We start from the raw sequence: 20,208 nt of genomic DNA on the forward strand, positions 1-20,208 counted from the left end.
CACATTGATGCCTGGATAGACAACGGCAGGCCAGGTGCGCCTGCTGCGCAGTGGGTCGCCCCCATGGGCTCACCAGCAAAAAAACCGGCACAGCCGGCTTTTGAGAAATAACTGGGATCTTAGCGTGAGCGGAAGACGATGCGGCCTTTGCTCAAGTCGTATGGAGTCAGCTGCACAGTGACCTTGTCACCGGTCAGGATTCGGATGTAGTTTTTACGCATTTTACCGGAAATGTGAGCAGTCACAACGTGACCATTTTCCAGTTCAACCCGAAACATTGTATTTGGCAAGGTTTCAAGGATAGTCCCTTGCATCTCAATGTTGTCTTCTTTCGCCATTAATCAGTTATCCCGTTAGCCTCGAATGTAAAAAACCGCCGTATCATGCCGCAAATTACAGCGGCTGTAAAGGGGAGGCCTCAGTGATTGTCGCTTTTCTGCCAGCCCTGAACGCCGAGGATCTCATAGGGGCGGTAGAGTCGCTTGTAACCCATTTTGTCGTGGTTATCTATTTGATATCCCAAATAGAGAAACGATTTCGACATCAATTTGCCCAGGCGGCATTGCAGCAGTACCAGTAAGATCCCGAGGGAGCGGTCGCTGTAGTCCGGGTCAAAGTAGCTGTAGATGGCTGACAGGCTCTGGGGCAGGAGATCTGTCACCGCCACGGCAACCAGTCGCTGACCATGCCAAAGTTCGATAAACACCGGGCTGAGCCACTCACAGGCGAGAAAATGACGGTACTGCTCTTCGCTCGGAGGATACATGGGGCCGTCACTGTGGCGGGCACAGATATAACGCTCATAGAGGGGATAGTGAGCCGGGGTTTCCTCGGTCACAATCCTAAAGTGCAGGTCACGGTTTTTGGCCAGGGTGCGTTTTTGTCTTTTGGACAGGCGAAATTCATCCAGGGGAACTCGGATGGGCTGACAAGCGTTGCAGTGGGGACAACGGGGCTTGTAGATGGCGCTGCCACTGCGGCGAAACCCCAGTGCCAACAGGCGCTCAAACAGTGACAAGTCCAGCTCATCTTCCTGGATCACCAATAACTGCTCCTGTTGTCCGCTCAGGTAGCTGCAGGCAAAGGGTTGGCTGAGGCCTATGGCAATGGCATGGTTATCAGAGTTCAAGTTTGACCTCGTCGCTTTGCCAGCAATCCCTGGCAAGACTACCGTCCCTGAATTGCTTCAAGAGTGCGAGAAAATCTTTACGCTTTAAACTTTTGGCTCCGAGGCTCTCAAGGTGCGGATTCATCACCTGGGCATCGATAAGCCTGAAACCCTGCTTGAGTGCATATTGGTGCAGGGCGATAAAGGCCGCCTTGGAGGCGTTGGTTTTACGGTGGAACATGGACTCGCCACAGAACACCTGACCCACGGCCAGGCCATACAGGCCACCTATCAGGCGACCATTGTCCCAGACCTCGAAGGAGTGGGCATGACCCAGGTGGTGCAGCTCCTGGTAGGCCAGACGTATCTCTCCGGTTATCCAGGTGCCGGGCTGATCTTTTCGCGGCATGGCGCAACCGGCCATCACATCGGCAAAGGCTCGGTCGATGCTGAAAGTCCAATCCTGTTTTTTCAAATACTTGCGTAGACTACGAGAGATATTGATGCTGCCAGGAACAAAGACGGCGCGGGGATCCGGAGACCACCAGAGAATGGGGTCATGGGTATTGAACCAGGGGAAAATGCCCTCGTAATAGGCGTTGAGTAACCGCCTGGGATGCAGGTCGCCGCCAATGGCCAATAGGCCGTTGGGATCCGTCAACGCCAGCTCAGGCGACGGGAAAGGATCCAACTCATGATTTAAGAAAGACAGTAGGTTCACAATTGCGTATGATTCTGCTCAGGGCCTTCTTATAAGTTAGCGGAAAAACAGCTATGTGGAAACTGATACTGAATGCAATGCTGCTGCTCTCATTGTCCCTCGCAGCGGGAACCCATACCCTCTATGCCGGTTATGACAGAAACCAGGCTCAGCCGGTTGAAAAAGTGCTCTACGGTCAGGTGGAGTCGGTACGAAAAATCACCGAGAAACAGCTGATGGAAGACAGAAATCGCGGCTGGAAAACCTTCGGTGGTGCCTTGCTCGGTGGCGTGATTGGTCATCAGTTCGGTGGCGGTAGTGGTCAGGATGTGGCGACTGTACTGGGTGCTCTGCTCGGCGCCGGCATTGGTCATCAATATGGTGACAGCAGTTACTATCGTGAACTCAAGTTGGTGGAGTTGATGATACGTCAGGAAGATGAAACCCAGGTGATGATCATACAGGATGAAGATCCCGGCATGACCTTCAAGGTAGGCGATGAAGTGCGGGTGGTTTATCTGCAGGGTAGCGTCCGGGTCGACCTGGCTATGTGATTTGACTATGTAAGCTTTGAGCCAATAATAGATAAAACAAAGGCGCCGAGAGGCGCCTTTGTTTTGGATGGAGCAATTAAAAACCGCGAGGCAGTTTGTGATTACCGGCTGCCAGTTTTTCACGCCACAGCTCTTTGGGAGTCTTGCCCCCTTGGCTACCGGCTTTGGCAGGCGCAACCTGTTTGGGTTTTGCCTTTGCGGCTGGCTTTGCTGCAGGCTTGGCCGCCTTGGGTTTTTCCTGCTTGGCTTCAGTCTTGGCCGGTTTGGCGCTATCTGCCAACATCTGTTCCAGTTCAGCGAAACGAAGTGATTTACCGCCATCGATTTTGTACCAGCTGCCATTTTGTTCAATGGTCACTGCTTTGCCCTGTTGTTCACTGAGAGCTTGCTGCAGTGTGCTGATAACTTCTTCTTTGGTCAGTTTTGCCATAATCATAACCTGTTTATTTTTAGAGTTACTTGAAGGTTTGCGATAATTTTATAAGTCAAAGGCCGGAAATGTCCAATTTACCGGCCAAAAAGCAGCAAACTTGTGCCCAAGGGCGCAGCTTTTGGCCGCTTTGGGCGCTGAAACCGGCAATTAGGCTTAAATGTTGTGACCTCAATCCTTGGGCTCGCTGTGCTAGAATGGCGCCATATATCTGCAACTGAATCGACAGGGAACCCTATGAAAAGAGAGGAACTCAGACAATATCTGGGCGAGTTTTTACAACTGGACAAGTTTCGTGATTATGCCCCCAACGGTCTGCAGGTCGAGGGCAAGGCCGAAATTCGCAAAATAGTCACAGGTGTAACCGCGTGTCAGGCATTGATTGACCGGGCTGTGGAAGCCGGAGCCGATGCCTTATTGGTGCACCATGGTTTCTTCTGGAAGAATGAGCCCGAAGTGTTGACCGGAATGAAACAGCGCAGGATCAAGAGCTTGCTGCTTAACGACATTAACCTGTTCGGCTATCACTTGCCGCTTGATGCCCATCCGATGCTTGGCAATAACGCCGAATTGGGTCGGGTGCTTGGGGTCATTGAGCCGGAGGCGGTAGAAACCGTCGCCCAGGGTTTGCTTTGGCAAGGAGTGCTTGACTCACCCATGACAGCCAAAGACTTGAGTGCCTTGCTTGAGCAGCGTTTGGGGCAGGCGCCTCTGCATCTGGATGGCGGTGAAAGAAGCATACAAAAACTGGCCTGGTGTACGGGCGGCGCCCAGGATTATATCGATGCCGCAGCGGCCTTGGGGGTTGATGCCTTTATCAGCGGTGAAGCCTCAGAGCGTACCTTTCACAGCGCGGTCGAGCAGGGGATCCATTATTTCGGCGCCGGTCACCATGCCACCGAGCGGTTTGGCATCAAGGCGCTGGGGGAGCATCTGGCACGGGAGTTTGAGCTGGAGCACGAGTTCATTGATATTCCCAATCCGGTATAACTATCAAGGGAATAGGAAAAAGGCCGCGATTGCGGCCTTTTTGATATGGGATAGATGCTACAAGAGTCTTATTTGACTCTCATTCCGGGTTGAGCGCCTTCATGGGGCTCGAGAACCCAGAGATCCTTGCCACCCGGGCCTGCGGCCAGCACCATACCTTCAGACAAGCCAAAGCGCATCTTGCGAGGAGCAAGGTTGGCCACCATTACTGTCAGTTTGCCTTCGAGATCTTCCGGCGCATAAGCCGACTTGATACCGGCAAATACCTGACGGGTTTCGCCGCCGAGATCCAGCTGTAACTTCAGCAGCTTGTTGGCTTCAGGGACATGCTCGGCCTTCTTGATAAGTGCAATCCGCAGATCCAGCTTGGCAAAGTCGTCAAACTCTATGGTTGGGCTGATAGGGTCATCCGCCAATGGGCCGCTTGCCTTGGGCGTATCCTCGGTTGCCTTGAGGCTTTCCTTGGAGGCTTCCACCATGGCATTCACCTTATCGAGCTCAATGCGTTGCATCATAGGCTTGAACGGGTTGATTTGGTGACCGGCCATATCCAGTGCCAAGCCGCTCCAGCTGAGCTCCAGCTTGAGGAAGGCCTCAACATCGGCGGCCAGGCGTGGCAGTACCGGCTTGAGATAAGTCACCAGAATACGGAACAAATTCAGCGCCACTGAGCATACCTGGTGGGCGCGGGCCAGGGTTTCTTCGTTTTTCACCAACTGCCAAGGAGCTTCATCGGCAACGTAAGCGTTGGCGATATCGGCCAGCGCCATGATTTCACGCATCGCCTTGCCGTATTCGCGGCCTTCATAAAGCTCGGCGATCAGCTCCTGCTTGGCCAGGAAGGACTCGGCCAGGCTGTTGTCTTCTACTTTAGCCAGTTTGGCGTCAAAACGCTTGACGATAAAGCCGGCGGTGCGGCTCGCCAGGTTAACCAGCTTACCGACCAGATCTGAGTTGACTCTGGCGGCAAAGTCTTCCAGGTTCAAGTCCAGATCGTCAATGCGGCTGGAGAGCTTGGCGGCGTAGTAGTAGCGCAGATATTCAGGATCCAGATGATCCAGGTAAGTACGGGCCTTGATAAAGGTGCCCTTGGACTTGGACATTTTGGCGCCGTTGACAGTGACATAACCGTGGGCATAGACACTGCTTGGCTGACGGTAGCCGGCGCCTTTGAGCATGGCTGGCCAGAATAGGCTGTGGAAATAGACAATGTCTTTGCCGATGAAGTGATACACCTCGGCCTTTGAGTCGGCATTCCAGAACTCGTCAAAGTTCAGCTCCGGGCGCTTGTCGCAGAGGTTCTTGAATGAACCCATGTAGCCCACAGGCGCATCGAGCCAAACATAGAAGTATTTGCCCGGCGCATCGGGGATTTCAAAGCCAAAGTAGGGCGCATCACGGGTGATATCCCACTGCTGCAGGCCTTGCTCGAACCATTCATCCAGCTTGTTGGCCATTTCACTCTGCAGTGAACCTGAATGGGTCCACTCTTTGAGCATGGTTTCAAAGGCGGGCAGATCGAAGAAGAAGTGCTCTGTCTCTTTCATGACCGGAGTGGCACCGGAGACTGCCGAGCGCGGATTGATCAGCTCGGTTGGGCTGTAGGTGGCGCCACAGGCGTCGCAGTTGTCGCCGTATTGGTCTTCAGACTTACACTTGGGGCAGGTGCCCTTGACGAATCTGTCCGGCAGGAACATGGACTTTTCCGGATCGAACAGCTGGGAAATCGTCTTGCTCTTGATATAACCGTTGTCGCGCAGTTTGAGGTAGATCTCACTGGCCAACTGGCGGTTCTCTTCGCTGTGGGTGCTGTGATAATTGTCAAAGGCAATATTGAACTCGGCAAAATCCTGCTGATGCTCTTGATTGACCTTGGCGATCATCTCTTCGGGTTGGATCCCCATCTGCTGAGCCTTGAGCATGATAGGTGTACCGTGGGCATCATCGGCACAGATATAATGACACTCATGGCCACGAAGTTTTTGGAAGCGGGACCAGATATCTGTCTGTATGTACTCGAGCATGTGGCCCAGGTGAATGGGACCGTTGGCATATGGAAGCGCGCTGGTAACAAGGATTTTACGTTGTGTAGTTGCCATCTTTTCTCTGTTAAATCTAGGCCCTGAAAGAATGGCATAGATACTAACCGATTAATCCGGCTTTTTCATCAAAACCTGACATGAGAGTGTTAATTCTACTCTAATATTTACGGCATTATCTGATACACTTGGCCAAATTTATCAAAAGGGGATTGCGTTTTGTCTTCTGCTTCTCAGGACTATCGTCTCAGTGACGATCTGCTCGGTCCGGTTCTTGCCATTCTCAATGCGTTTCAGGATCCATACCTGGCCCAGGGTTTAGTCGATGCCGGTTGTATTCGTAAGTTGGATTTGGATGGTAAAAGGCTGCTGCTGACCATCTTGTATCCATATCCTTGTCAGACCCAATATCGCGACACAGTGATCGCGCTGACCAATGAATTGTCCAAGCTCGATGCCATCGACGAGGTGGAGTGTGAGATTGGCTTTGAGCCTTTCAGTTACTCGGCGCTAGGCAATATTACGCCTATTCCCAATGTGAAGCAGGTGATTGCCGTTGCTTCCGGCAAGGGCGGCGTGGGCAAGTCAACCACAGCGGTTAACCTGGCCTTGGCCCTGGCGGCCGAAGGCGCCCGGGTGGGTATTCTGGATGCCGATATCTATGGCCCTTCCATTCCTCTGATGCTGGGGATCCCGACATTCAGACCCGTTTCCCCTGATGGTGTGCATATGACAGCCGCCACGGCTCACGGTATCAGCGCCCAGAGCATAGGTTTCATGCTGACCGATGATCAGGCCGCGGTATGGCGTGGCCCCATGGCCGCCGGCGCTTTGGCGCAACTGCTCAACGAAACCCAGTGGCCTGAGCTGGATTACCTGATGATTGACATGCCTCCTGGCACGGGGGATATCCAACTGACCCTGTCACAAAAAGTGCCGGTCAGCGGCGCCGTGATAGTCACTACGCCTCAGGATATCGCCCTGGCCGATGCCAAGAAAGGCATCACCATGTTCCAGAAGGTGAACATCCCAGTCGTGGGTATTGTGGAGAACATGAGCTTCCATCTCTGTCCTGCCTGTGGCCATAAAGAGCATCCTTTCGGTACTCACGGCGGCAGCAAGATAGCCGAGCGTTATCAGGTGCCTTTGCTGGGCGCCTTACCCCTGCATATCAATATCCGTGAGGATATGGATAACGGTGAGCCGACTGTGGTGGCCGCGCCTGAGGGTGAAGTCGCCGCCATTTACCGGGATATCGCCCGCCGTGTGGGTGCCCAACTGGCAAAACAAAAGAATCACAGCAGTATTTCAATCGCAATAGCAGATGATGAGTAAGGTTTTAGCAGCATGAATTCGCCACAGTGTGTCGTTATCGGGATAGCAGGGGCTTCGGCGTCAGGTAAAAGTTTGATCGCCAAGACCATATTTGAAGAGCTATGCCGAGACTTAGGGACAGATCAGATAGGGGTTATCAACGAAGATGCCTACTATCGGGATCAGAGCCATATGTCCATGGACGAGAGGGTCAAGACCAACTATGACCATCCCAAGGCGTTGGACCATGAACTGCTCGGTATTCACCTGGTAGCGCTCAAGCAGGGGCAGGCAGTGGATATTCCCTGCTATAGCTACGCCGAGCATACCCGCACCAGTGATACCTTGAAGATGACCCCTAAAAAGGTCATTATTCTCGAAGGTATTTTGCTGCTGACCGACCCTAAGCTGCGTGAACTGATGGATGCCAGCGTGTTTATGGACACGCCGCTGGATATCTGTCTGCTGCGGCGTCTGACCCGTGATGTGGCCGAGCGTGGCCGCACCATGGAATCTGTTATCAGCCAGTATCAGAAAACGGTAAGACCCATGTTTCTGCAGTTTATCGAACCCTCAAAGCAGTATGCCGACATCATAGTGCCAAGGGGCGGCAAGAACCGGATTGCCACCGATATTCTCAAGGCCAGAATCCAGCATTTGCTGGCGAAATAACTACAAGTATCCAGGGAGCTAGAAGGCGAGATGCGATTAACTGATATCGAAATTGAACAATGTCTGGACGAGGGCAGCATAGTCATAGATCCCCGTCCCGGCATAGAGGCCATCAGTGGCGTGAGTGTTGATGTGCGTCTGGGTCACCAGTTTCGGGTGTTCAAGGATCACACTGCGCCTTATATAGATCTCAGTGGCCCCAAGGCCGAAGTGCAGGCTGCACTGGATAGAGTGATGAGCGAGCAGATTGATATTGCCGATGGCGAAGCCTTCTTTCTGCATCCGGGCGAGCTGGCGCTGGCGGTGACCTATGAGAGTGTTCATCTGCCTTCCGACATAGTCGGCTGGCTCGATGGCCGCTCATCACTGGCACGTCTGGGCTTGATGGTGCACGTGACCGCGCATCGTATCGATCCGGGCTGGCAGGGGCGGATTGTGCTCGAGTTTTACAACAGTGGTAAATTACCGCTGGCACTTCGTCCCATGATGACCATAGGGGCACTGAACTTTGAGCGTCTGGCCCGCCCTGTGGCCAGACCCTACAACACCCGCAAGAATGCCAAGTATCGCGATCAGCAGGACGCGGTCGCCAGTCGGATCAGCCAGGACTGAGCCCTGGGCTGCGCATGACAGGCGTCTGGGTTCAGGGCAAAGAGCAGGATAGCGTTTGCGTTCGCGATCGGGGCTTTACCTATGGTGATGGCCTGTTTGCAACCATGGCGGTGGATGCCAGGGGGCAAATAGCCTTTCTGACTGAACATCTTGCCCGCTTGACTCAGGGAGCGCTGCGCTTGGGTTTTGTCTGGCAGGCATCGGATGCCTTGCACTTAAGCCTCAAGCGCATCGCCGTCGCCAATCCCCATAGCTGCCTTAAGTTGCAGCTCACCCGGGGAGAGGGCGGCCGTGGTTATACGCCGCCGGCAGACGCTTTAATCACCGAAGTCATCAGCCTGGCGCCATTGCCGGCGCATTACCCAGATTGGCAGCAAAAAGGGATTGCCCTCAAGACCTCGGCCATCCGGCTTGGCAAACAGCCTAGGCTTGCCGGTATTAAACATCTCAACCGTCTGGAACAGGTGCTTATCAAGGCGCAGCCATTGCCTGAAGGCTTTGATGATTGGTTGGTACTGGATTGCGACGATTTACTGCTCGAGTCCTCGATGGCCAATCTGTTTCTGCTATTACCTAATGAACAAGGTAAACTGACGGCGTATTCACCGGCCATGAATTACTGCGGTGTCTCCGGAGTGATGCGACAGCAGTTGATCGTGGCCTTGCTCGACCAGGGTATTGACGTGCAGCTGTGCCCTATCAAAACAGAGATGCTGCAACGGGCGCGGCACCTCTTTATCAGTAACAGCCTGTTGGGTTTGGTCGATGTTATTGCTGTGGATCAGCGCAGCTTTGAACTCTGGCCCGGCAGCACACCTCTTCGCAAGGCACTTGCTATCCAATTATGAAAAAATGCTTAGTTGCGGCCCTGGCCTTTGTATTTACCCTGATGACTCTGGCGCTGGGCGTCGGTTTTTGGGGTTACAACGAACTCAACCGCTTTGCGGCCACCAAGCTGAAACTGGATGAACCCAGAGAGCTGTTGCTGAAACGAGGCACCTCCTTTTACCAGTTGGGGCAAGAGCTGCAAAATCAGCAGCTGTTGGAGTTTGACTGGCACTGGAAGCTCTGGGGTAAGCTTTACCCGCAGATGACTGCTATTCGCAGCGGTCTCTACCAGATTGAACCCGGCGACACACCTGTGTCTTTGCTGGAGCGGCTGGTGGCCGGTGACGAGAAGACATTCACCCTGACGCTGGTAGAGGGCAAGACTATTCGCGAGTGGCAAGCGTATCTGCAGACCTTGGCGCATCTCAAGGTCAGCGACAAGCCGTTTATCGATGTGCTCGAAGCCCAAGGGGATAGCAGCGGCTTGCCTGAAGGCAAGTTTTTCCCGGATACCTATCAGTATCGTGCCGGCACTGAGCTCAATACGTTGTTGACCCAAAGCTTTATCAAGATGCAGCAACAACTGGAGAGTATCTGGCAGCAGCGGGACCAGAGCATTCCGCTCAAGAGTCCTTATGAACTCTTGATCCTGGCCTCCATCATAGAAAAGGAAACCGGCCTGGCAGAGGAGCGCGGCAAGATAGCGGCAGTATTTGTCAATCGCTTGAAAAAACGCATGCGCTTGCAGACAGATCCCACCGTAATTTACGGCATGGGTGAGCGCTTTGATGGCAATATCACCCGTAAAGATCTGCGCGAAGAAACGCCATTCAACACCTACCGTATTTTTGGACTGCCGCCGACACCTATTGCCGCGCCCGGGCGGGAAGCCTTGCTGGCGGCCGCACACCCGGAAGCCGTGGAGTATCTCTACTTCGTTTCCCGCAATGACGGCAGTCATGTATTTTCCCGTACACTGGCCGAACATAACCGCGCCGTGAACCAGTATCAGAGAAAGAGATAATGCCACAAAAAGCCACTGCAAAATTTATCGTTATCGAGGGCCTGGAAGGCGCCGGTAAGTCCAGTGCCATCGCATTGGTGCGAGACTTTATCGAAAAACATACCGGCAGGGCACCTGTCTGTACCCGTGAGCCGGGTGGCACCCCGTTGGCGGAGAAGATCCGCGACTTGGTGAAGGTGGCCGATGCAAGCGACCCTCTATGTGACGAATCTGAATGCCTGCTGCTGTATGCCGCCAGGGCGCAACTGGTGGCCCGAGTGATCAAGCCGGCGCTGGCCGAGGGCAGTTGGGTGCTCGGCGACAGACACAACCTGTCGTCCCTGGCTTATCAGGGCGGTGGTCGGGGGTTGATGCCCTTGGTCAGCGCGGTCAGCGCCGCCACCCTTGGGGACTTTAAACCAGACTTGACCCTGTATCTTGATATAGAGCCAAGCCTTGGGCTAACCCGCGCCGCCAACCGTGGTGAGCTGGATCGAATCGAGCAGCAGGAACTGGCATTCTTTGAACGCACCCGCGCCACCTATCTGAGCTTGGCACAACAGGACGACAGCATAGCGGTTATCGACGCCAGTCAGAGCATGGCCGAAGTGCATAAAGATATTCTGGCTGTGTTGCAAACCAAAGATTGGTAAGCACGCGGCATAAGGAGTGATGAAGATGGACATGCCCTGGTTGAGTGACGCCAAAGCCCGTTTTATGCAGCAACTGCACTCGGCTCAGATGCCTCATGCGTTGCTGCTGGGACTTTCCCAAGGCTATGGCGGCATGAAGCTAGCCGAAGAGATAGCCGCGGCGGCCCTGTGCAGCGAACCCACAGCTCGGGGAGAGTGCGGTCATTGCAAGAGCTGCCAGCTGGTGCTCGCCGGTAACCATCCCGATTTTCATCTTCTCGAAGCCGATGGTAAACAGATAAAAGTGGATCAGGTGCGGGCGCTTTGTCAGGACCTCACCTCCACGGCCCAGCAAGGTGGGCGGCGTGTGGCGCTTATCGCCCAAAGTGAGCGCCTCAATCAAGCTGCGGCCAATGCCCTGCTGAAAACCCTGGAAGAGCCGGGGCAGGGGACGCTGATTATTCTACAGACCGACAGCACCGCCGGGCTGCTGCCGACCATATCCAGTCGTTGTCAGAGAGTGCAGGTAAAACTGCCGGACAATAGTGCCATTCAGTCCTGGCTGGCGCAGCAATTGCCGCTGCCGGCCGATGTTACCTGGTGTTTGCCCGTCGTCGGCGGGCCGCTAAAGTTGGCAGAGGTTTTGCAGTCTGACAGATACCAGACCTTATTGGATTATCGCCGCGATTGGCGCGCCAGTTTGTTAACGGGCCATCTGTGTGCTAGTTTGTTAACAGTAGGTGAAGAACAAATCTCTGATGTACTTAGAGTTTTATACTTGGTGTTACATAGAGAGCTGTTAACCACCGAAGGGGAGGACCCCTTGCTGCGGGCGCGAATAGCGACCCTGGCTGCCAAGGTGATGGATACCTGTAATCGTCTGAGCCAGATGCCGAGTGTCAACTACTTGGCGCTTTGCCAGAATTATGTCTTAGAATATAAGAGACTGAAAACTTAAAAAGTATCCTATGGTCGATCTGACAGTGAATTTTGACACCCTGCACCAGTTGTATCGTGCTTACATGCCTTTTATTCAGCCAGCGGGCCTGTTTGTGGCAACTACCGAGGGACATTTTCTCGGTCAGGAGATACAGATAGGTTATCGTTTGCCGGGCTCGACTCATGTCAATGAGTTTCAGGGGGTCGTGGTGTGGATCAACCCGCTCGGTGCTTCCGGAGGACGCCCGGCCGGTATAGGGGTTAAAATTCTCTCGGATCCCGAATCCCACAAGCATCATATCGAAAAACTCCTCTCCAGAGAGCTGGCCTCGGGTGATTTGACCTGCACTATGTAGGGCGCTATCCTTGCCGTCCTTTTCAATTGTGGGTGGATTTCCAAGTGTTAGTTGATTCCCATTGCCATCTCGATCGCCTCAAAGCCGCGCCGGATCCCGAAAGCCTCAGTCAGTTGCTCGATGCCGCCAAGGCTCGGGGGGTAGACTATTTTCTTTGTGTCAATGTCCGGCAAAAAGGTTTTGCCGAGATGAAGGCCAAAGTCGTCGGGTTTGAGCAGGTGTTCCTGTCATCCGGGGTGCATCCTTTGGATGTGAAAGAGGGATTGGATCTCAATGAACTCAAGCGTTATGCCGCCGACCCGAAAGTCGTGGCCATTGGCGAGACAGGGCTGGATTATTTCTATGCCGATGATACCAAGGCATTGCAGCAACAATGCTTTGAGCAGCAAGTGGCACTGGCCAGAGAAGTGGCCAAGCCTTTGATTGTTCACACCCGGGATGCCAGAGAAGACACCATAGCCATACTGAAGAACGGTGGCGCCGAACAGTGCGGCGGGGTACTGCACTGCTTTACCGAGAACTGGGAAATGGCCAAGGCGGCTATGGATCTGGGCTTTTATATTTCGGTTTCTGGTATCGTCAGCTTTAAAAATGCCGGTGAGCTAAGAAGTGTTATCCGTAAAATCCCCAAAGACAGGTTGCTGGTCGAAACCGATTCGCCTTATCTGGCACCCGTGCCTCATCGGGGAAAAGAGAATCAGCCGGCCTTTGTTCGTGATGTCGCCGAGTTTGTTGCCGAACTCAGAGGTGAGTCCTTTGAAGAGTTGGCCCAGTACACCACAGACAACTTTTTTACCCTGTTCAAGGATGCGGCCAAACTGGCGGCAAGATAGGGTGGAGGCTTAGGGATATCCAACCACTGGTCGTCTGCCATAAAAGCGGCAGATAAAAAAAGGCCCAAAACTATTCCAATTGTTTTGGGCCTAGGGGAATGGCTCATGGTTGAGCCGTGCGCTAATGTTGAGATCCGACAGGATTGGCTATCTCTGACTAAATATTAGCCGAACGCCGCTAAAAGAGGTATTTGGCCGGCAGATTTGTTAGCACCAATTGATATAAGATATAACAAAAATAGAGGTCGATTTAAGTAAGGGCACTTAAAAGAATGACTTAACAAGCCACTCTTTTAAGCATTCAGGCAAGTTTAATCGAAGGCGTGTCTGCAGCGGCGTTTACCTAATGCTTTCAGGACGGCCAAGGCTTTCAGGATAGGCAGATCTTGTCTTTGACCAGCTCCCGCGGCAGGTTGTTCTTCAGCCGGTTTCCCAGATGTTTACCCAACCCCAGCACTTGCCCGCCCCAGGTCAATACCAGCTCACCACGGGCCTTTTCACTGCCATCCAGCGCGATATCCCGGCCCATCAGATAAGCCTGAGCCTCAGGCTCTGTAACTTCATAACCCTTGTCGGCGGTTACTCCCAAGGCCATTAAGGCTTCATGGCGCAGTTTCAACCCATGCTTACTGTCATCGGCGAGCTTAAGACCGATACGTTGATAACGCATCTTGCCGATAAAGGGCTCAAAGCCGCTGGGAAACAGCCAGTACTCCTGATCCCGGATCCAGAGGCTGCCTTCGGGAAGTGTTTTGCCGAGCAACCGCTGCAGCTCGGCGGCGATGGCCTGTTGCTGTTTGGCACTGGCGGGACTGAAAGGAAACTGCTTTTGTTGTTTGGGTTCATCGCTTTCGCGCGCCACAGAACTCAGTTTACGCACCTTGGCAACAAAGAAACCTTCGCTGTCATAGATTTGCGGCCAAATATGCAAGAAGCCCTCGGCAGTGCAGGCTTTTTCCGCCCCGGCAAACAGTGACTCAAGTGACTCAAAAGCCACGGCAGCGCCATATTTTTGCTTGAGGTATTGCAGTACGGCCTGGTTTTCCTGGCTGTTGAGGGTACAGGTGGAGTACACCATTACCCCGCCTGGCTTAAGTGCCAGAAAGGCGGAATCTATCAAATCCCTTTGAGTGGCGGCAATGTCGGCTATCTCCTGTGGATCCCAGTGTTTGAGGGCATCCGGATCCTTACGTACCGTGCCTTCACCGCTACAGGGGGCATCTAGCAACACGGCATCCATGGATTCATACTGGTATTGGCCGAACACCCTGGCATCGAAGTGGGTCAGGGCCGTATTGCTGACCCCCATTCTCTGCAGATTGGCATGCAGCACTTTGACGCGGCTGGAGGAGTATTCGTTGGCGATCAGCACACCACCATTGGCCATCATGGCCGCCATTTGTGTGGTCTTGGATCCCGGCGCCGAGGCCATATCTAGCACCCGCTCCATTCCCGGCTCCAGCAGCGCCATGGGCGGCAGCATGGAGCTGGCCTCCTGAATGTAAAACAGCCCTTGCTGATGTTCGATACAATTTCCGGGTTGGCTATCGCCCGCCTGATACCAAAATCCCTCAGGGCACCAGGGAATGGTTTCGAACTGCCAGCCTTTGGCCCGCATTCTCGAGAGGAATTCATCGACGCTGATTTTGAGGGTGTTGACCCGCAAGGCGGCTCTCAGTGGTAAGCTGCAAAAGTGAATAAAATCCTCGAGCTTGAGATGTTCTGGCAGATCCTTGGCGATACTGTTGATAAAATTCTGATTTAATTGAACCATAAATAAAAAGGGTGACCCCGGGATGGCGGCAGTATAGCACACTCGGGCGCGGCGACTGTGGGGTGTTTTAGGTGTTGAACCGGGTTTGGAGTCTGTTCTTTATTATCGCGCTGGGAGCGATTTTGCTGCGTTTGATGAGTGGTGATGCGACCGTTCTCAATGAGTCTGTCACGGCGATGTTTGACAGCGCCAAATTGGCCGCGGAAATAGCCCTGGGATTGATTGGGGTGTTGACCCTGTGGATGGGGCTGATGCGTCTCGGGGAAAAAGCCGGAGTGATTGCAGCCATCGCCTGGGTATTTGAGCCGCTGCTCAGCAAGTTGATGCCGGAAGTGCCAAGAGGCCATCCCGCCTATGGCAGCGTCACCATGAACCTGACCGCCAATATGCTGGGGTTGGACAATGCCGCCACACCATTGGGACTTAAGGCGATGGCGGATCTGCAAAGCCTGAACCCCGACAAGAAGACCGCCACCAATGCCCAGATCCTGTTTTTGGTGCTCAATACCTCTTCTGTGACTTTGGTACCCGTGACGGTTTTTCTGTACCGGGCGCAGCAAGGGGCGGCTGATCCTGCCGACATTTTCCTGCCTATTTTACTCTCTACCCTGGGCTCGACCCTGGCGGGTTTGAGTGTGGTGGCGCTGGTGCAAAGGATACGCTTGCTGGATTGGGTGGTGCTGAGTTATGGCGCAATACTGCTCGGCGGTCTCAGCGCCGGAGTGATGTACCTGTTGACCCTGGGAGCCGAGCGGATCGGCGAAGTCTCCGCCATGCTGGGGAACGGTTTGCTGCTGGGGATCATCTTTGCCTTTGTGTTGGTGGCGCTGCTGCGGCGGGTGGCGGTTTACGATGAATTTATCGAAGGCGCCAAGTCGGGGTTTGAACAGTCGGTGCGGCTCATTCCTTATCTGCTGGCCATGCTGCTGGCGATAGCCTTACTGCGCGCCTCCGGCGCGCTGGATTATCTACTCGGTGTTATTGCCGCTTTGGTGAGCCATATGGGGATGGATGGCCGCTTTATCGATGCCTTGCCAACCGCCCTGATGAAGCCTTTAAGCGGCTCAGGCGCCAGAGCCATGATGCTGGAAACCATGGCCCATTACGGCGTCGATTCTTTTGCCGGTAGGCTGGCGGCCATTTTCCAGGGTAGTACTGAAACCACTTTTTACGTGCTGGCAGTGTATTTTGGTGCCGTCGGTATCCGCAATGGCCGCCACGCACTGGCTTGTGGCTTGTTTGCCGATCTGGCGGGTATCTGCACTGCTATCGCCGTGTGCTATTGGTTTTATGGCTGAGGCGATACATAGGTAGGATTACAGAGTTAAAAAACGGGGCTCAGACGAGCCCCGTTTGGGTTTTATGGCTGGCTGAGTCTTGGGCGCCAGTTGAGCCAGTCGCGCTCGGGTTTGTCATGAAGTGGCATCAGACTCTGGTTTTCAAGCGGTTTGCTGCTTTGATTGTCGAGCTCAGTGACCACTCCTATGCCGCCGGCGAGTATGGTTTCCAATGAGCCGGTTTCGATTTGGGCTCCGGAAAAAAGCCCCAAATCGACCCGAATACCGGACAAGTCGTAGAACCTGCTGCTCTGGTTGATAAGATGCCGATAAGGCGCAGCAATCTGGGTCTGGATCCAGACTTCATCGCCCTTGGGCGCCAGTCGATAGCTGGTTACATCGCCAATTTGAATGCCGCGAAAGAAGATCCCTGTGCCTATGTTGACCGAGCCCAGGCTGGCCTTGCTCAGCACCAGTTGCAGCGCATCGGCCTCTGGGGCAACCGCCGTGTGTACTTGGCCATTGAACTGTTGGCTTACTTCGGCGGCTTGGCCGGGAAGAGCGCTGATATAGGCGCCGGTCAGCAGGGTTTCCGGTGCCTTTATGCCCTTAAGGGATATTTCGGCATTGACCAGGCTGAAGCGACTGTCGCTTTTGAGAAACGGCTCGGCATAGCGGCCATAGAGGAAGGCACTGAGTTGCTGGCTGTTGAGATCGTCACTCAAGGTTACCCGGGTGACTTCACCTATCTGATGACCCTGATAGCGGATAGCGGCACCTGGTTTGATAGTGGCACTGGCCGGGAAACTCAGCCCAATGGCAACGGCTTGATTGCGCGCCAGTGACTCGGAAGCATAAAGCTGCTTATTGTTGGGCTCGCCTTGCTCCAAAAAGCCCAAACTGATACTGCCCTTGATGGCACCGGCCAGCGGCGCGACATCCAGCTTGACTCCCGAAAGCCCGGCATCGATTGACACCGCCTGGTTGCGCCAAAACACGGCATTGGGTTTGAGCAGGGGCGCAAAGGTATGGTCTATGGCGAGCGCAATGGCAAATCTGTCATCCTGGCTCTGCCAGCTGACCTGTTTCACCTGTCCTATCTGCATCTTCTTGTAGTAGACAGGTGCGCCTGGGCTCAAGTCGGCGCCATCATCGCTGTAGAGCTGCCAGTTGAGCTGCTCCATGCCTTGGTAATAGTGGCCGGCCTCGGCACTCGAGGCAAACAGCGGCAACGGCTTGGAAAGATCGGCGCCCTTGCGGCTTTGGCCGCGTCTTAAGCTGACACTGCCCTTGGTCAGGGTCGTAAAATCGCCGCTCTTGAGGCTGACTCCGTCCAGTGAGGCGTTGAAGTCCAGCGCGGCTTCGGCGATGAAGTCACTGCCTTGGGTCAGCAACGAGGCAAACTCGGGCAACACCTCGGCCTGGTATTCTACCGAGTTAAAGTCCTGACTCAGGGCAACTGAAGTGACCTTGCCTATGGCGATCTTCTTGTACCTCAGCTCGGCATCTGGGCTGATGCCGGGGTTTTCATCGGCTCTAAGCGTTATCTTTAGCGCCTTGGCCTTGCTGAGATCTGGCGCCTGCTCGGCCAAGGCGTAACGGGTTTGGGCCTCGCCCGTACCCGGGAGAAAGGCGATGGCATCGCCGCTCAGCAATCGGCCCGGGTGTTTTATGCCGGACAGTGACAGCTCGGCGCCTTCACGCCAAAACTGCGCCGTGCCGGTCAAAAGACTCGAGTAGGGGGCGTCCAGGCGGGCATGCAGCGCCACGCCGTCATCGGCCAGCACTATTTCTTCGATTTCCCCTATAGGCAAACCGCGGTAGAGAATGGGGCTGCCCTTGTTGAGGCCATCGGCGTTTTTTGCCGACAGAATAAAGCTGGCGCCGCCACTGGCTTCTGTTTCATTGTCATATAGGGTGAAACTATCGCCGTTTACTGCGTTCTTTGAGCTTTCGGGGGAATCAAAGTTGATGCCGCCGGCGAGTATCGCCGCCAGGCTCTCTGCGCTGACCTTAACGCCGGAAAGTGAGGCGTTGATCTCTATGCCGGAGACATTCCAAAAGCGGGAATCTTTCTTGACCAGATAGGCATATTGCTCCTGAATAAAGGCACTCAGCTGCAGCTTGTCACTGTTGTCGAGTCGATAGCTGACCACACTGCCAACCGGTACCTGGCGATAGAATACCGGAGAGCCCACATCCAGTGAGCCGAGGCGATCGGCGCTCAGTTCAACCACTAAGCCATCATTACTGGGCAGCACGGCCGGGGCAGAGCGCTCGGCCTCGTAGCTGTAACGTGAATCGCCGTCTCCGGGTTGAATACCTATATAGTTTCCCGAGAACAAGGCATCCAAACCTTCGACACCTGTGATGGATGCCTTGGGGGTCACCAGCCAGAACTTGGTTTCATCCCTGAGGAAAGGCTCGGCGCGGTAGTCCATCAATACATCGACGTTAACGCCCTGCAGCTCTTCATCGATGGAGATATCCACCACCTTGCCGACGGTCAGGCCCTGATAGCGCACCAGTGTCTTGCCTACATCCATACCACTGGCACTGGGGAAGTGGATCCGCACCTCAATGCCGGATTCCTTGATGCTCTTCAGCCCCAGCCAAGCGCCCAAGGCCAACGCCACTATAGGTAACAGCCAGATGGGGGAAAAAAGCTTCTTTTTGACTATTTTAGGCTTTTCGATTTGCGTCATCTTCTGTGTCCAGTTGATCCCAAAGTAAACGTGTGTCCAACACCTTGGCCGCAAGTTGGGTAAAGAGGATGACCAAGGCAAACGCAGTTGCTGCCGGCGCCGGCTTGGCGTCCAGCAATTGCCCCATATTAACCAGGGCAACGGTAATGGATATGACAAACAGATCCAGCATAGACCAGCGTCCAATCCATTCTATGATATGAAACCCGGCCATCAGTGGCCGTTTGGGGATAGGCAGGTTGAAACTGATCGCCGTCAGATAGAAAGCCAGGCCGATAATCTTCAGCCAGGGCACCAGAATACTGGCGGTAAAGACTATGATGGCGATGGGTAACATGTCCGACTGTACCAGATGGGTGATGCCGGAAAAAATGGTGTCGTAGGTGACCTTGCCCTGTTTGGTGAGCATGGTAATGGGATAGATGTTGGCTGGGATCAACAAGATGGCTGCAGTGATCAGCAAGGCCCAGCTTTTTTGCAGACTGGTTTCGTCCCTTAGCCTGAGTGGGTTTTGGCAGCGGCTGCAGTACTCATCCTCTATCAGGTTGAGTTTCTTGCAGGCAGGGCAGGTGCACAGGCCCATGTCTTTGCCCTGGATCTGCTTTCTAGCTTTCATCGAGAAAACTCCACATATGCTCCAGGTTATATTCGCGCTGCAGGAAGAGAGTCACCAAAAACAGCATGGTAAAACAAAAGGTTCCCATGCCAAAGTAAACATCGGAGAAGTCGGACAACTGAAAGGCGGAAACCAGGAAACTGATCACATAAATTTCCAGCATGGTCATTTGCGACAGCAGGCCTTGCTTCTTGAGCAGCCAGGTGAGAACCCCTCGCCAGAAGTGATGCTGCACCAGACCTGTCTTGATGATCAGTACCTGAACAAAAATCGACAGATTGAGTACTCCTGGGGCTATTACCGCCGCCACCAATACGGCAATTCCCACTATCCAATAACCTTGGTCAATTACCGCCAGGGCACCTTGGTATGCGGTCGTGGTTCTGACACTGCCGAGAAAGTGCATTTCCAATACTGGCAGCAGCATGGCGGGCAGATAAAACAGCAGGGCACTGATACATAACGCCAGCATGCCATTGATAGAACAATAGGGCGCATCATAAAGCGCTGTATGGCATCTGGGACAAAGCGCTCTGACACCGGAGGGCAAGGCGCGTTTACTCACAGCCAAATCACAGGCGCGACAGAGCACTATGCTGCAGTCCGGTTTGTTGTCGCTTGGAGTATAAGCTTTCAAATGCTGGATATGTCCTGTTCTGGCCATGGTGACCCAAACTTAGTCGTCAACACACTAACTGCGTTGCGCGTGGGTCCATTGGAGTTAATCGACAAAACAAACTCGCAAATACTATCAGAAAGAGCGCGTCTCTTGCATCTATAGCGCATTTTATGTCACTCTATGTACTGTATATTTAAACAGTGTGAG

General features: G+C 53.9%; 21 protein-coding genes. 12 read left to right on the forward strand and 9 right to left on the reverse strand.

Annotated features, from left to right (window positions below):
• Positions 1–119: 119 nt before the first annotated feature.
• The 3 genes from infA to aat all read right to left on the reverse strand — a co-directional run bounded on the left by infA (position 120) and on the right by aat (position 1,829).
• A complete protein-coding gene (infA, locus tag HCX89_RS08900; RefSeq protein ID WP_005500725.1) occupies positions 120–338 on the reverse strand; it encodes a translation initiation factor IF-1 in 219 nt (72 codons plus the stop codon).
• Between the two features lie 80 nt (positions 339–418).
• Entirely contained in the window at positions 419–1,129 is a 711-nt protein-coding gene (locus tag HCX89_RS08905; RefSeq protein WP_025011175.1) for an arginyltransferase, read from the reverse strand.
• Positions 1,119–1,829 (reverse strand): leucyl/phenylalanyl-tRNA--protein transferase, encoded by a 711-nt coding sequence (aat, locus tag HCX89_RS08910; RefSeq protein WP_167715741.1) that lies wholly within the window; start codon positions 1,827–1,829, stop codon positions 1,119–1,121. The genes HCX89_RS08905 and aat overlap by 11 nt, the downstream gene beginning before the upstream one ends.
• A 77-nt stretch (positions 1,830–1,906) precedes the next feature.
• Between aat and HCX89_RS08915 the strand changes: the two genes are divergently transcribed.
• Positions 1,907–2,362, forward strand: coding sequence for a glycine zipper 2TM domain-containing protein (locus HCX89_RS08915; RefSeq protein WP_231473632.1), 456 nt, complete (start codon positions 1,907–1,909; stop codon positions 2,360–2,362).
• A gap of 76 nt (positions 2,363–2,438) precedes the next feature.
• On the opposite strand, the gene HCX89_RS08920 is transcribed toward HCX89_RS08915, so the two are convergent.
• The gene (locus tag HCX89_RS08920; protein ID WP_045283860.1) at positions 2,439–2,792 is read right to left on the reverse strand and encodes a hypothetical protein; all 354 of its coding nucleotides are present in this window, start codon (positions 2,790–2,792) and stop codon (positions 2,439–2,441) included.
• Positions 2,793–3,029: 237 nt separating this feature from the next.
• On the opposite strand from HCX89_RS08920, the gene HCX89_RS08925 reads away from it, so the two are divergent.
• Positions 3,030–3,782, forward strand: a complete 753-nt coding sequence (locus tag HCX89_RS08925; RefSeq protein WP_028781437.1) for a Nif3-like dinuclear metal center hexameric protein — start codon at positions 3,030–3,032, stop codon at positions 3,780–3,782.
• A gap of 68 nt (positions 3,783–3,850) precedes the next feature.
• Here HCX89_RS08925 and metG read toward each other — a convergent pair whose 3' ends face one another.
• Positions 3,851–5,881: a methionine--tRNA ligase gene (metG, locus tag HCX89_RS08930; RefSeq protein ID WP_167715743.1), complete on the reverse strand. Its 2,031-nt coding sequence runs from the start codon at positions 5,879–5,881 to the stop codon at positions 3,851–3,853.
• Positions 5,882–6,040: 159 nt separating this feature from the next.
• On the opposite strand from metG, the gene apbC reads away from it, so the two are divergent.
• From apbC to HCX89_RS08975, 9 genes are read left to right on the forward strand one after another with little or no spacing between them, the layout of a single operon-like run.
• Entirely contained in the window at positions 6,041–7,156 is a 1,116-nt protein-coding gene (gene apbC / locus HCX89_RS08935) for an iron-sulfur cluster carrier protein ApbC (protein WP_167715745.1), read from the forward strand.
• A gap of 12 nt (positions 7,157–7,168) precedes the next feature.
• Positions 7,169–7,807: a uridine kinase gene (gene udk / locus HCX89_RS08940; protein WP_167715747.1), complete on the forward strand. Its 639-nt coding sequence runs from the start codon at positions 7,169–7,171 to the stop codon at positions 7,805–7,807.
• A gap of 30 nt (positions 7,808–7,837) precedes the next feature.
• Positions 7,838–8,419, forward strand: coding sequence for a dCTP deaminase (dcd, locus tag HCX89_RS08945; RefSeq protein WP_028781440.1), 582 nt, complete (start codon positions 7,838–7,840; stop codon positions 8,417–8,419).
• A 14-nt stretch (positions 8,420–8,433) separates the two neighbouring features.
• Positions 8,434–9,267, forward strand: a complete 834-nt coding sequence (gene pabC / locus HCX89_RS08950) for an aminodeoxychorismate lyase (RefSeq protein WP_167715750.1) — start codon at positions 8,434–8,436, stop codon at positions 9,265–9,267.
• Positions 9,264–10,271 (forward strand): endolytic transglycosylase MltG, encoded by a 1,008-nt coding sequence (mltG, locus tag HCX89_RS08955; RefSeq protein ID WP_025011167.1) that lies wholly within the window; start codon positions 9,264–9,266, stop codon positions 10,269–10,271. Before pabC ends, mltG begins: the two co-directional genes overlap by 4 nt.
• Positions 10,271–10,903: a dTMP kinase gene (tmk, locus tag HCX89_RS08960; RefSeq protein ID WP_107004914.1), complete on the forward strand. Its 633-nt coding sequence runs from the start codon at positions 10,271–10,273 to the stop codon at positions 10,901–10,903. The genes mltG and tmk overlap by 1 nt, the downstream gene beginning before the upstream one ends.
• Before the next feature lie 25 nt (positions 10,904–10,928).
• A complete protein-coding gene (gene holB, locus HCX89_RS08965; protein ID WP_044734614.1) occupies positions 10,929–11,840 on the forward strand; it encodes a DNA polymerase III subunit delta' in 912 nt (303 codons plus the stop codon).
• A 10-nt stretch (positions 11,841–11,850) separates the two neighbouring features.
• The gene (locus tag HCX89_RS08970; protein WP_025011164.1) at positions 11,851–12,177 is read left to right on the forward strand and encodes a PilZ domain-containing protein; all 327 of its coding nucleotides are present in this window, start codon (positions 11,851–11,853) and stop codon (positions 12,175–12,177) included.
• Between the two features lie 44 nt (positions 12,178–12,221).
• Complete coding sequence (locus tag HCX89_RS08975; RefSeq protein ID WP_096141864.1) at positions 12,222–13,010, forward strand: TatD family hydrolase; 789 nt, start codon at positions 12,222–12,224, stop codon at positions 13,008–13,010.
• 370 nt (positions 13,011–13,380) lie between these two features.
• Here the strand turns inward: HCX89_RS08975 and rsmF are convergent, their stop codons facing one another.
• The gene (gene rsmF / locus HCX89_RS08980) at positions 13,381–14,784 is read right to left on the reverse strand and encodes a 16S rRNA (cytosine(1407)-C(5))-methyltransferase RsmF (protein ID WP_109247923.1); all 1,404 of its coding nucleotides are present in this window, start codon (positions 14,782–14,784) and stop codon (positions 13,381–13,383) included.
• 71 nt (positions 14,785–14,855) lie between these two features.
• Between rsmF and HCX89_RS08985 the strand changes: the two genes are divergently transcribed.
• Entirely contained in the window at positions 14,856–16,082 is a 1,227-nt protein-coding gene (locus HCX89_RS08985) for a nucleoside recognition domain-containing protein (protein ID WP_071237467.1), read from the forward strand.
• 62 nt (positions 16,083–16,144) lie between these two features.
• Here HCX89_RS08985 and HCX89_RS08990 read toward each other — a convergent pair whose 3' ends face one another.
• The 3 genes from HCX89_RS08990 to HCX89_RS09000 are packed head-to-tail and all read right to left on the reverse strand — an operon-like array spanning position 16,145 to position 20,019.
• Positions 16,145–18,766 (reverse strand): PqiB family protein, encoded by a 2,622-nt coding sequence (locus HCX89_RS08990; RefSeq protein ID WP_167715752.1) that lies wholly within the window; start codon positions 18,764–18,766, stop codon positions 16,145–16,147.
• The gene (locus HCX89_RS08995; protein WP_025887715.1) at positions 18,744–19,382 is read right to left on the reverse strand and encodes a paraquat-inducible protein A; all 639 of its coding nucleotides are present in this window, start codon (positions 19,380–19,382) and stop codon (positions 18,744–18,746) included. The genes HCX89_RS08990 and HCX89_RS08995 overlap by 23 nt, the downstream gene beginning before the upstream one ends.
• Positions 19,372–20,019, reverse strand: coding sequence for a paraquat-inducible protein A (locus tag HCX89_RS09000; protein ID WP_037437264.1), 648 nt, complete (start codon positions 20,017–20,019; stop codon positions 19,372–19,374). The genes HCX89_RS08995 and HCX89_RS09000 overlap by 11 nt, the downstream gene beginning before the upstream one ends.
• Between the last annotated feature and the right edge of the window lie 189 nt (positions 20,020–20,208).

The sequence above is a fragment of the Shewanella sp. Iso12 genome, from assembly GCF_012030025.1.
GTDB lineage: Bacteria > Pseudomonadota > Gammaproteobacteria > Enterobacterales > Shewanellaceae > Shewanella > Shewanella algae.

What these genes read in the sequence shown, in the direction of transcription:
- HCX89_RS08925 (WP_028781437.1), top strand. Translation starts at nt 3,030, where the DNA reads ATGAAAAGAGAGGAACTCAGACAATATCTGGGCGAGTTTTTACAACTG.
- mltG (WP_025011167.1), top strand. Translation starts at nt 9,264, where the DNA reads ATGAAAAAATGCTTAGTTGCGGCCCTGGCCTTTGTATTTACCCTGATG.
- pabC (WP_167715750.1), top strand. Translation starts at nt 8,434, where the DNA reads ATGACAGGCGTCTGGGTTCAGGGCAAAGAGCAGGATAGCGTTTGCGTT.
- rsmF (WP_109247923.1), bottom strand. Translation starts at nt 14,784, where the DNA reads ATGGTTCAATTAAATCAGAATTTTATCAACAGTATCGCCAAGGATCTG.
- udk (WP_167715747.1), top strand. Translation starts at nt 7,169, where the DNA reads ATGAATTCGCCACAGTGTGTCGTTATCGGGATAGCAGGGGCTTCGGCG.
- HCX89_RS08920 (WP_045283860.1), bottom strand. Translation starts at nt 2,792, where the DNA reads ATGGCAAAACTGACCAAAGAAGAAGTTATCAGCACACTGCAGCAAGCT.
- tmk (WP_107004914.1), top strand. Translation starts at nt 10,271, where the DNA reads ATGCCACAAAAAGCCACTGCAAAATTTATCGTTATCGAGGGCCTGGAA.
- metG (WP_167715743.1), bottom strand. Translation starts at nt 5,881, where the DNA reads ATGGCAACTACACAACGTAAAATCCTTGTTACCAGCGCGCTTCCATAT.
- HCX89_RS08915 (WP_231473632.1), top strand. Translation starts at nt 1,907, where the DNA reads ATGCTGCTGCTCTCATTGTCCCTCGCAGCGGGAACCCATACCCTCTAT.
- HCX89_RS08970 (WP_025011164.1), top strand. Translation starts at nt 11,851, where the DNA reads ATGGTCGATCTGACAGTGAATTTTGACACCCTGCACCAGTTGTATCGT.
- holB (WP_044734614.1), top strand. Translation starts at nt 10,929, where the DNA reads ATGGACATGCCCTGGTTGAGTGACGCCAAAGCCCGTTTTATGCAGCAA.
- dcd (WP_028781440.1), top strand. Translation starts at nt 7,838, where the DNA reads ATGCGATTAACTGATATCGAAATTGAACAATGTCTGGACGAGGGCAGC.
- HCX89_RS08995 (WP_025887715.1), bottom strand. Translation starts at nt 19,382, where the DNA reads ATGAAAGCTAGAAAGCAGATCCAGGGCAAAGACATGGGCCTGTGCACC.
- infA (WP_005500725.1), bottom strand. Translation starts at nt 338, where the DNA reads ATGGCGAAAGAAGACAACATTGAGATGCAAGGGACTATCCTTGAAACC.
- HCX89_RS08990 (WP_167715752.1), bottom strand. Translation starts at nt 18,766, where the DNA reads ATGACGCAAATCGAAAAGCCTAAAATAGTCAAAAAGAAGCTTTTTTCC.